The organism is Nonomuraea sp. PA05, assembly GCF_008086045.1.
Classification (GTDB): domain Bacteria; phylum Actinomycetota; class Actinomycetes; order Streptosporangiales; family Streptosporangiaceae; genus Nonomuraea; species Nonomuraea monospora.
The window spans coordinates 207,421-217,271 of record NZ_VSEY01000023.1 but is presented as its reverse complement, the minus strand read 5'-3'; the positions used below and the strand labels follow the sequence as shown (position 1 = coordinate 217,271).

Genomic DNA, 9,851 nt, shown 5'->3' with positions numbered 1-9,851 from the left:
TGCGCTGGGCAGCGCTGTGTTTGTGACGGGCTGAGCTGTACTGCGTGTGGGCGGGCTCGGGTGCGCCGCGTTGCGCTGGTGCCGCTGGTGCGCTGAGCCGGGGGCTGGGGCTGGGCTGTGTGCCTGGCAGGACCGAGCTACGGTACGTGCCGGATCGGGGTTGTCCCCAACGCGCCACCCCATACCCCGCAGTTATCCACAGGCTGCCCACACCTACGGTCGCGGATGGCTAGGGTTCAGGAATGCGCGTTTTGATTACTGGCGGGGCGGGTTATATCGGCAGCACGATCGCATCGGCGTGCCTGGACGCCGGGGTCGATCCCGTCATTCTGGACAGCCTGGTGACGGGTCGGCGAGAGTTCGCCGAGGGCCGGTTGTTCTATGAGGGCGATATCAGCGACGGCCCACTGATTGACAAGATATTTGCGGAAAATCCCGATATAGAGGCCGTCATCCATTGCGCGGCTCTCATCGTGGTCCCCGACTCCGTGGCCGACCCCATCGGCTACTACCGCGCGAACGTCACCAAGAGCCTGGAGTTCGCCGACCACCTGATCCGCAACGGCTGCACCCGCATGATCTTCAGCTCCTCGGCGTCCATCTACCAGACCGGCGCCGACCACACGGTGACCGAGGAGTCCCCGCTCGACCCCCAGAGCCCGTACGCGCGGACGAAGGCGGTCTGCGAGGGCATGTTCGCCGACATCGCCGCCGGCCGTCCCATCAGGATCTTGTCCCTGCGGTACTTCAACCCGATCGGCGCCGACCCGCAGATGCGCACGGGCCTGCAGCTCCGCCGGCCCAGCCACGCCCTGGGCAAGATGATCGAGGCGTACGAGGAGCGCGTCCCGTTCCGGATCACCGGCACCGACTGGCCCACGAGCGACGGCACCGGCATCCGCGACTACATCCACGTCTGGGACCTGGCCACCGCCCACGTGGAAGCACTGCGGCGCTTCGACGAGCTGGAGGCCGACGTGATCAACCTGGGCACCGGGGCGGGCACCACGGTGCGCGAGCTGGTCGACGCGTTCAACCGGGTGGTCGACGATCCCATCGAGGTCGTCGAGGCACCGGCCCGGCCCGGTGACGTGGCGGGCGCCTACACCCGCAGCGATCGCGCTCACCGGCTGCTGGGGTGGCGGGCCGGGTACTCGGTTGAAGAGGGGATCAGGCACTCGCTGCAGTGGGCGGGCATCCGGGACTCCCGCTTGGGCTGAGTGATGGCGCTCCAAGGCCTGACGGCGCTTCAGAGCTGACGGCGCTTCAGAGCCGACCGCGTTTCGGAGCTGCCAGCGCACGCGAAGCCGACCGCGCACGCGAAGCCGACCGCGCTCCGGAACCCGACCGCGTTCCGGAGCGCGGAGCCGGGAGGACTCACTGGCGCATGGATGCCAGCGCATCATCAGCGATCTCCAGAACCTCCTGGAACGTCTCCTCGAGAGTGGAGTTTAGAACGTCGTCCATGTCCTCCACCTGCTCCTCAGGCGGCGCCGTGATCTTCACTTCATCACCCCACCCGCTGTACCTCGTGTCGGTGTACTGCTGCAGCGTGGTGACCGGAAACTGCCTGTCGGTGCGAAGGTGGCTGGGAAGACCGGCAGAGTCGGTGCTGAGCCGGTAGCTGAACCCGGACACGAGGGCGGGCCCGAATCCGGCATCGCGTCCGAATCCGGCCCTCACCGCCTGCTTGCTGCCGAACGTGCCCCGGTACACACCGCCCCGCACCGAGTCGGCGTGCGAGACCAGGCTCTTGAGCTGGGAGAGCCGGAAGATGTTGGCAGGCTGGCTGGAGGGGCTCAGCTTGTCCATGCCCAGACTGTCGTCATCGGCGCTCACCCACCTCTTGCCCTCGGGCAGGTCGAAGGCACTGCCGTACATGTAGATCCGACCCCCCGTCCAGCGGATCCTCATGGTCGTCAGCTTGCCCGGTTTTAGAGTCATCCGAGCGGTCACGTCGTAGGCGGCGACCCCCGACGCACCGAACTCGTACGTCCCCGTGATCCTCAGGTACTCCGGCTTCTTGTCCCGGCCCTTCATGGTCATGACCTCGGAGAACTTCACCCCGTGCCCTGCGACGAACTGGCGCTGCACCACCCGTACCGGATCGGGAGCGGCAGCCTGCGCGGGGGCGGCGCCCATCAGGGACGCGGCGGCCATCGCCGCCGCCAGTGCCTTCTTCACACGAAATCCTCAATGTTAGAAATATCTAGGACGCGAGCGATCCAACCGCCCCATCAGGAAGCTCCTGAAAATCAGGAAGATCGTCGGCGAGCTCCGGGCTGAGATCGTCGAGCTCGGCCACCTCGTCTTCGGCCGGTTCCACGATGGTCACCGCATGCCCCCAGGCGCTGTACCTGGTGTCGACGTGCGTCAGATAGGTGAAGATCGGGTCCTTGACGGCGATGCGCAGGCGGGTGGGCAGCCCGGTGGAGCCGGTGCTCAGCCGGTAGTCGAACCCGCTCGTGGACGAGCTCGCCTTGATCTGGTTCCCCTGCTTACCGGTGAGCGTGCCCCGGTAGACGCCGCCGCGTACGGAGGTGGCGTGCGAGAGGAGCCCCTTGAGCTGGGGAAGCTGGAAGATGTCCACAGGTTGGTTGGACGGAGCCCTGAGCCGACCTTCGACATCCTCCATGCGAATCCACTTGACACCTTCGGGAGCGTCTTTCCGCAGGTCGTCGGTCTGCATGTACACCCGCCTCCCCACCGCCAGGAGGCGCACGGTGCTCGGCTTCTTGCTGGCGAGCATGCGGAGGGTCAGGTCGGCGGCGACGACGCCGGACGGGCCGAACCCGTAGGTGCCCGTCACCCGCATGTACACCTCCTTCTTGCCCTCGCTCTCCGAGATGACCGTCTCGGAGAACTTCACCCCGTGCCCTGCGACGAACTGCCGCTTCACCGCCCGTACCGGATCGGGAGCGGCAGCCTGGGCGGGAACGGCGCTGATCAGGGACGCGGCGGCCACCGCCACCGCTAATGCCTTCTTCATGGAGACTCCTCCGCAACGGAAGGAGCCCCCTCCCGCCAGCCAGGCGGAAGGGGGCTCGATCATCGGTCAGGTCAGCCGGCGATGCTGCCGAGCGGCAGTTCGAGGGCGTCGGAGATGTCGCTCTCGCCGTCCTTGAACTGGCTGGCGACCTCGTCCGCGGGCGGAGCCTTGATCGATACGGCGGAGCCCCAGCCGGTGTAGCTGGTGTCCACGCTCACGGTGCCCTTGCCGGCGCCGAGCACGGACATCGGGAACGTGGCGACGACCCGGGTGGGCAGGCCGGCCTTGTTCACGGTGATGCGCCAGCTGATGGCGGTCTTCTGGACCTTGGCGGAGGGCTTGTCGACCCAGGTGGCGCGCAGCCAGGGCGAGGCCTTCCACAGGTCGCGGACCAGCGTCTTGCCCGTGTACCCGCTGCCGGTGGTCTTGGCGCCCTTGAGCAGGGTCTTGACCGTGGCGGGCTCGGCGAGGTTGAGCGGCTGGCCGAAGGTGCCGAGCAGGCCGCCGGTGGGGCCGTTCGCCGCCTTGAACCAGGTCTTGTCCTCGGGGAGCATCGTCGCCCAGATGTTGCCCGAGATGTAGGACGTGGTGCCGATCCTGATGGTGCGCTCGGGCTGCGCCATGGCCTTGACCATCGCCGCGAGCTCGGCGTTCTCGCCGCTCTCGTCGAGTCCTTCGAGGTCGCTGGCCTTGATGTTGAGCTTGCCGGTGATGTCGGAGGCCGCGATGCCCGACTTCTTGAACTGCAGCGTGCCCGAGCGGCGCAGGAAGATGTCGCGGACGTCGCCTTCGCTCACGGTCGTACGCTCGGTGAACTTGACGCCCTTGCCGGCGACGAGCTGCTTCTTGACGGCGACCACCGGGTCCTTGGGCGCTGCTGCCAGCGCCGGGGTGGCGGTCACCAGTGCGGCGGTCGTGGCTAACGCCACGCCCGTCAGGATTCGCTTCATGCGCAGTTTCCTTCAGAGGTTGAGGGGGAGTCGGGGGCCGGCGGGCCGGCCCCGTCGAACGGCCCGGTGGATCGGCGTCAGCCGATCCTGCCGAGCGAGTTGAGCGAGCCGTTCGGGATCTCCTGCGGCACTTCCGTGTCGCTCCCGAGCTCGTCGAGGTCGACCACCTGGTCGGATGGCGGGGCCTTGATCGAGATCTTGGCGCCCCAGCCCGTGAACTTGGTGTTCGCGGTGGCGGTCGTGCTCCCGAGGATGCCGTAGTCCAGCGTGTAGGCGCTGCGGACCCCCGTCACCAGGCCCTTGGCGTTCAGATCGAGGGCATAGCTGATCTTGATTCCGGCCAGCCTCTTGTCGATCTTCTCGCCGTAGATCTTGCTCACGTCCCCGAACGTGAGCACACCTCGGTACGTTCCACCCTTGACGCTCTTGGCCTTGGACACCAGCGCCTTGAGCACCTTGGCGTTGAAGACGTCGAGCGGCTGGCTGGTGTACATGACCGAAGCGTCCTGGTAACGGATCCACTTCTTGCCCTCAGGCAAACCCTCGCTGTAAATCCCGCCCTGGACGAACGTGTGCTTGCCCACGGTGATACTCCGGGTCGGCGAGAGGCCGGCGAGCCCGCCCTTCTCGCGGAAGCGCAGATCCGCGGCGACGACTCCGGACTTGCCGAATCCCAGGGAGCCGTTGGTCGTCCGCACGGTCCCGGACTTCCCGTTGGTCTTCGTCCGGTACGTCTCCGAGACGCGCACCCCGTGCCCGGCCTTGTACTGCTTCTGCAGGGCCTTCACCGGGTTCACGGGCGCGGCCTGGGCCGGAGCGGCGGTCATGAGCGCGGCCGACGAAGCCAGCGTCAGACCCGCGAGAATTCGCTTCATTCGGGTTTCCTTCAGCATTACCAAGAGGAGCGGGGGGCAAGCCTGCCATTGGAAGATCACGACCATATATCGAGCGTCGGGTCATACGGCGTCTAATTCATGCAATTTCCGTGCAGACGTCATCCTGAGGAAGTGAGATCACCGTCACATACCGGAAGAACCGCGACCCGGTGACCTGGGCAGGTCAAGCTTCGGGCTAGGCTTCACTGGCGGAAACGCCCGGCACGCACGGGTTGCCCGGGGCGTCGAACATCAGTCGGATAAGCAAGGACGGACCCTCGTGGACCTGTTCGAACATCAGGCGAAGGAGCTCTTCGCTGACTACGGCATCCCTGTGCCGCGCGGCATCGTCGCCCACACTGTGGAGGAGGCACGGTCGGCCGCTGAGGAACTGACCGGCCGCGTTGTCGTCAAGGCCCAGGTCAAGACCGGTGGTCGCGGTAAGGCCGGCGGCGTGAAGGTGGCCGACGACGCCGCCGACGCCGTGGCCAAGGCCGAGGCCATCCTCGGCATGGACATCAAGGGCCACACGGTCCACAAGGTCCTCGTCGAGGAGGCCAGCGCGATCGCGGAGGAGTACTACTTCTCCTTCCTGCTCGACCGCGCCAACCGTACGTTCCTCGCGATCTGCTCCGCCGCCGGCGGCATGGACATCGAAGAGGTCGCGCACACCTCGCCGGAGAAGGTCGCCAAGGTGCCCGTCTCGGCGCTGGCCGGCATCGACCGCGCCAAGGCCCGCGAGATCGCGGTGGCCGGCGGCCTGCCGGAGAAGGCGCTCGACGGCGCCGCCGAGCTCATCGAGAAGCTCTGGTGCTGCTTCGTCGACGAGGACGCCACGCTCGTCGAGGTCAACCCGATGATCCTGTCGGCCGACGGCCAGGTGAAGGCCCTCGACGGCAAGGTCACCCTCGATGAGAACGCCGGCTTCCGCCAGGCCGACCACGAGGCGCTGGCCGACAAGGCCGCCGAGGACCCGCTCGAGGCCAAGGCCAAGGAGAAGGACCTCAACTACGTCAAGCTCGACGGCAACGTCGGCATCATCGGCAACGGCGCGGGCCTGGTCATGTCCACCCTCGACGTGGTCGCCTACGCCGGCGAGGCGTTCCCCGGCAAGCCGTCGCCCGCCAACTTCCTCGACATCGGCGGCGGCGCCTCGGCCGAGGTGATGGCCGCGGGCCTGGAGATCATCCTCTCCGACCCGAGCGTCAAGTCGATCTTCGTGAACGTCTTCGGCGGCATCACCGCCTGCGACGCCGTCGCCAACGGCATCGTCTCGGCGTTCAAGCTGCTGGAGAGCCGCGGCGAGGCCGTGACCCACCCGCTGGTGGTCCGCCTCGACGGCAACAACGCCCTGCTCGGGCGGCAGATCCTGGCCGACGCCGCGCTCCCGCGCGTCGAGCTGGTAGACACGATGGACGACGCGGCCAAGCGTGCCGCCGAGCTCGCTGCGGTAGGTGCGTGACCCATGGCCATCTGGTTGACTGAGAACAGCAAGATCATCGTCCAGGGCATGACCGGCGGTGAGGGCACCAAGCACACCCGCCGCATGCTCGCCTCGGGCGCCAAGGTCGTCGGCGGCGTGAACGCCCGCAAGGCCGGCACCACGCACGAGGGCCTGCCCGTGTTCGGCACGGTCGCCGAGGCCATGGAGGCCACCGGCGCCGACGTGTCGGTCGTCTTCGTGCCGCCGAAGTTCACCAAGGACGCGGTCAAGGAGGCCATCGACGCCGAGATCCCGCTCTGCGTCGTGATCACCGAGGGTGTGCCCGTCCACGACTCCACCGAGTTCTGGGCGTACGCGGTCGACAAGGGCAACAAGACCCGCATCATCGGCCCCAACTGCCCTGGCATCGCCTCGCCCGGCGCCTCCAACGCCGGCATCATCCCCGCCGACATCACCACCGCCGGCCGCATCGGCCTGGTCTCCAAGTCCGGCACGCTCACCTACCAGCTCATGTACGAGCTGCGCGACTTCGGCTTCTCCACGGCCGTGGGCATCGGCGGCGACCCGGTCATCGGCACCACGCACATCGACGCCCTCCAGGCGTTCCAGGACGACCCGGGCACCGACGCGATCGTCATGATCGGCGAGATCGGCGGCGACGCCGAGGAGCGGGCCGCGGCCTACATCGAGCAGCACGTCACCAAGCCGGTCGTGGCCTACGTGGCGGGCTTCACCGCGCCTGAGGGCAAGACGATGGGGCACGCGGGCGCGATCGTGTCCGGCTCCGCGGGCACCGCCCAGGCCAAGAAGGAGGCCCTGGAGAAGGTCGGCGTCCGCGTCGGCAAGACCCCCTCCGAGACTGCCCGCCTCATGCGCGAGATCATGCAGACCCGCTGAGCGTTTGGAAGTCACCCGCCCGGTCCCCGCGCGGGTGATCTTCCGGCGAAGACCCCGCCCGGTTCCGGCCGTGCGGGGTCTTCGCGTCTTTCATCCTGTACGACCGCGCGGAGGTTCGCGTCTTCCAATCTGTACGGCTTCGCGGGCCTACCCCACCCGCCGTCGCGGGCTCGCCCCCGTCCAGGGAGACGCTTTCTGACCCGATCAGTGGCGCGCCGCCGTTACGACGCACACCGAATCGGGCACCGTGGGATCAGAAGTGCTCCAATCCCGGCGCGTCAACCAAGCTTTGGTTGGGAAAGATTGAGAAAATCGCCTCGTGACGGCGATCCTCGACCAGCTTCGTACAGGCCCCCGGTCGATGCTTGGCAAGCTCGCGGGCGACGACGACGAGACCAGGCGCCCCCTGCCGGTCTCCGGGATGCTGGCTGCCGTGTTCACGTTGGGCGTCGGCTTGGCCGCGCTCACCACGCTCACCCTGGTCGGGTGGATCGCCGCGCCGCGCGGCACGCTGGGCGCCGGGCTGCCTGGCGTGTTCCGTACGGCGGCGCAGTTGTGGCTGGCCGCGCACCACGCCGGGTTCGCCATCCCCGGCGGGCGGGTCGGGCTGCTGCCGCTCGGGCTGATGATCCTGCCCGCCGTGCTCCTCTACCGCGCGGGCCGGTGGATGGCCCGTGACGCCGACCTGCGGCTGCGCCTGCCCGCACGGCTGCCCAAGAACAGCCCGAAGGAGCAGGCGGGAGCCCGCCGCCGGGCCCAGCTCGTGCTGGTGGTGCAGGCCGGAGTGTCGCTGGCGGCACCGTACGCGCTGCTCGCGGGCCTGATCGCGCTCGTGACGAGCAACGAGATCACCCAGCCCTTCATCGGGGAGGCGCTGCTCAGCCACTTCGTGCTGGCGTTCCTGGCGGGCTCGCTGGCCACGGCGCGCATGATCGGGCCTTGGCGGGTGATGCTGCGGCTGCTGCCCGAGCGGGTGCGCGCGCTGACGGTCGGCACGGCGGTCGCCACGGCGCTGCTGGTCGTGGCCGGGCTCGCGCTGGTGCTGATCGCCTTCGTGATCAACTTCGAGCAGGTCGAGCAACTGTCGGGGGTGCTGTCGCCCGGGTTCGTGGGTGGCGTGCTGCTGGCGCTGCTGCAACTGCTCTACCTGCTGAACGCCGTCGTCTGGGCCTTCTCCTACATCGCCGGGCCCGGGTTCGCCATCGGCGCCGACACCCTCGTCGCGCCCACCGGTGTGCAGCTCGGCACCGTGCCCAGCCTGCCGCTGCTGGGGGCGCTGCCGGAGAGCGGGCCCGTGCCCGCGTGGATGATGGCGGTGGTCGCGGTGCCGTTCGCGGCCGGGGCCGTGGCGGGGGTGATGGTCGCGAGGATCTCGCCGTCGCCGTCGTACGAGGCGGCGCCGCTGTGGGGGTTCCTCACCGGGGTGACGACGGGGCTGGTGGCGGGGCTGCTCGCGGCGCTGTCCGGCGGGCCCATGGGCGGCGGGCGGCTGGCCACGGTCGGGCCCTCGCCGTGGGAGGTGGCGCTGTCGGTGGCGCTGGAGGTCGGCGTGGCCGCCGGCATCTCGGCGGGCGTGACCAACCTGCTGCTGCTCAACAAGCGCGCCAGGGCGCCGCTCGACAAGGCGGCCGCTCCCGTACGGAAGGCGGGGGCCGCGCTGGCGAAGGCGGCCAGCAGGGTGGGGCTCGCCGAGTCGGACCCGCGGCCGCTGCCCGGTCACTGGATGGACGCCACCGAGGCCGACACCCAGGAGATCCCGGTCATCAGGGACGACTGGCAGGACGAGCATGCCTCAGCCGAGGCGGAGACCCAGGCCCAGGCCCGCCCCCGCCCGCCGGAGCCGGCGCCGGTCGCCCGGCCGCCGCGCAAGGACATCGTGGACGAGTCGGACGACCGTGGCGGTCACGTCATCTACGTCGACCCGTACGCCTGGGACCGCGACTGACCCGACCCCTGCGCTTGGGATCGCGACCGGCTCGACCCTCCTGCGCTCGGCCTGCGGCCAGCTCGGCCTGTGTGCTTGGGATCGCGGCGGACTCGGCCCCTGTGCTTGGGATCGCGACCGGCTCGACCCTCCTGCGCTCGGCCTGCGGCCAGCTCGGCCTGTGTGTTTGGGATCGCGGCGAACTCGGCCCCTGTGCTTGGGACCGCGGCCGACTCAACCCCTTCCGCCTCAGACCGTGACTGACCCGGCCCCTATGTCCGCGATCGCGAGCCTTCGGGAGTGCGGCCTCAGCACGTGCGGGCCGTGATCACGGCTGCATCGCCCCGAGTACCTCCAGCACGTCGGCCGGCAGCTTCCGCTGCGCGGCGTCCCTGAACTGCGTGAAGCACTCGCCCTGCGACGCCACCGTGCCGGCGCCCTTCATGCACTCCTGGTAGGCGGAGTACTCGTCCATGAGGTAGAGCTGCATCGCCGTGGCCCCGGCCGACAGGGCCAGGGCGAGCGAGGAGACGGTGATGCCGCCCACCGCCACACCCGTGGGCCTGCCCGCGCCCTTCAGCAGGGGGAGCGCCCGGATCCCGGCCATCAGCGCGAACAGCGCCATGACCAGGCCGGCCAGCGGCAACATGAACGTCATGGCCAGCGCTGCGATGGACAACCAGATCGCTCGGCGGCCCGCTGAATCCGCGGGCTGCTGGCCTGCCGGTGCCTTCACCGGTGTCGACACCTGACCTCCTCTGCGTCGCCGGGC

The 9,851-nt window shown here is 69.0% G+C and carries 9 protein-coding genes; 4 read left to right on the top strand and 5 right to left on the bottom strand.

Annotation, left to right across the window (positions count from 1 at the left end; all coding sequences use genetic code 11):
* The first annotated feature begins 242 nt into the window (after positions 1 to 242).
* Positions 243 to 1,220, top strand: a complete 978-nt coding sequence (galE, locus tag FXF51_RS33460) for a UDP-glucose 4-epimerase GalE (protein ID WP_148438680.1) — start codon at positions 243 to 245, stop codon at positions 1,218 to 1,220.
* A 157-nt stretch (positions 1,221 to 1,377) separates the two neighbouring features.
* Here the strand turns inward: galE and FXF51_RS33455 are convergent, their stop codons facing one another.
* From FXF51_RS33455 to FXF51_RS33440, 4 genes are all read right to left on the bottom strand, one after another.
* On the bottom strand, positions 1,378 to 2,184 hold the full coding sequence (locus tag FXF51_RS33455; protein ID WP_148438679.1) for a hypothetical protein: 807 nt from the start codon (positions 2,182 to 2,184) through the stop codon (positions 1,378 to 1,380).
* Positions 2,185 to 2,209: 25 nt separating this feature from the next.
* Positions 2,210 to 2,989, bottom strand: coding sequence for a hypothetical protein (locus FXF51_RS33450; RefSeq protein WP_148438678.1), 780 nt, complete (start codon positions 2,987 to 2,989; stop codon positions 2,210 to 2,212).
* A gap of 71 nt (positions 2,990 to 3,060) precedes the next feature.
* Positions 3,061 to 3,939, bottom strand: a complete 879-nt coding sequence (locus FXF51_RS33445; RefSeq protein ID WP_148438677.1) for a hypothetical protein — start codon at positions 3,937 to 3,939, stop codon at positions 3,061 to 3,063.
* A 77-nt stretch (positions 3,940 to 4,016) separates the two neighbouring features.
* On the bottom strand, positions 4,017 to 4,814 hold the full coding sequence (locus FXF51_RS33440) for a hypothetical protein (protein ID WP_148438676.1): 798 nt from the start codon (positions 4,812 to 4,814) through the stop codon (positions 4,017 to 4,019).
* A gap of 280 nt (positions 4,815 to 5,094) precedes the next feature.
* Here FXF51_RS33440 and sucC point away from each other — a divergent pair, with 280 nt between their 5' ends.
* From sucC to FXF51_RS33425, 3 genes are all read left to right on the top strand, one after another.
* On the top strand, positions 5,095 to 6,276 hold the full coding sequence (sucC, locus tag FXF51_RS33435; protein ID WP_148438675.1) for an ADP-forming succinate--CoA ligase subunit beta: 1,182 nt from the start codon (positions 5,095 to 5,097) through the stop codon (positions 6,274 to 6,276).
* A gap of 3 nt (positions 6,277 to 6,279) precedes the next feature.
* A complete protein-coding gene (sucD, locus tag FXF51_RS33430; RefSeq protein WP_148438674.1) occupies positions 6,280 to 7,155 on the top strand; it encodes a succinate--CoA ligase subunit alpha in 876 nt (291 codons plus the stop codon).
* 319 nt (positions 7,156 to 7,474) lie between these two features.
* Complete coding sequence (locus tag FXF51_RS33425; RefSeq protein WP_148438673.1) at positions 7,475 to 9,100, top strand: DUF6350 family protein; 1,626 nt, start codon at positions 7,475 to 7,477, stop codon at positions 9,098 to 9,100.
* Between the two features lie 307 nt (positions 9,101 to 9,407).
* Here FXF51_RS33425 and FXF51_RS33420 read toward each other — a convergent pair whose 3' ends face one another.
* Entirely contained in the window at positions 9,408 to 9,827 is a 420-nt protein-coding gene (locus FXF51_RS33420) for a hypothetical protein (RefSeq protein ID WP_262380012.1), read from the bottom strand.
* Between the last annotated feature and the right edge of the window lie 24 nt (positions 9,828 to 9,851).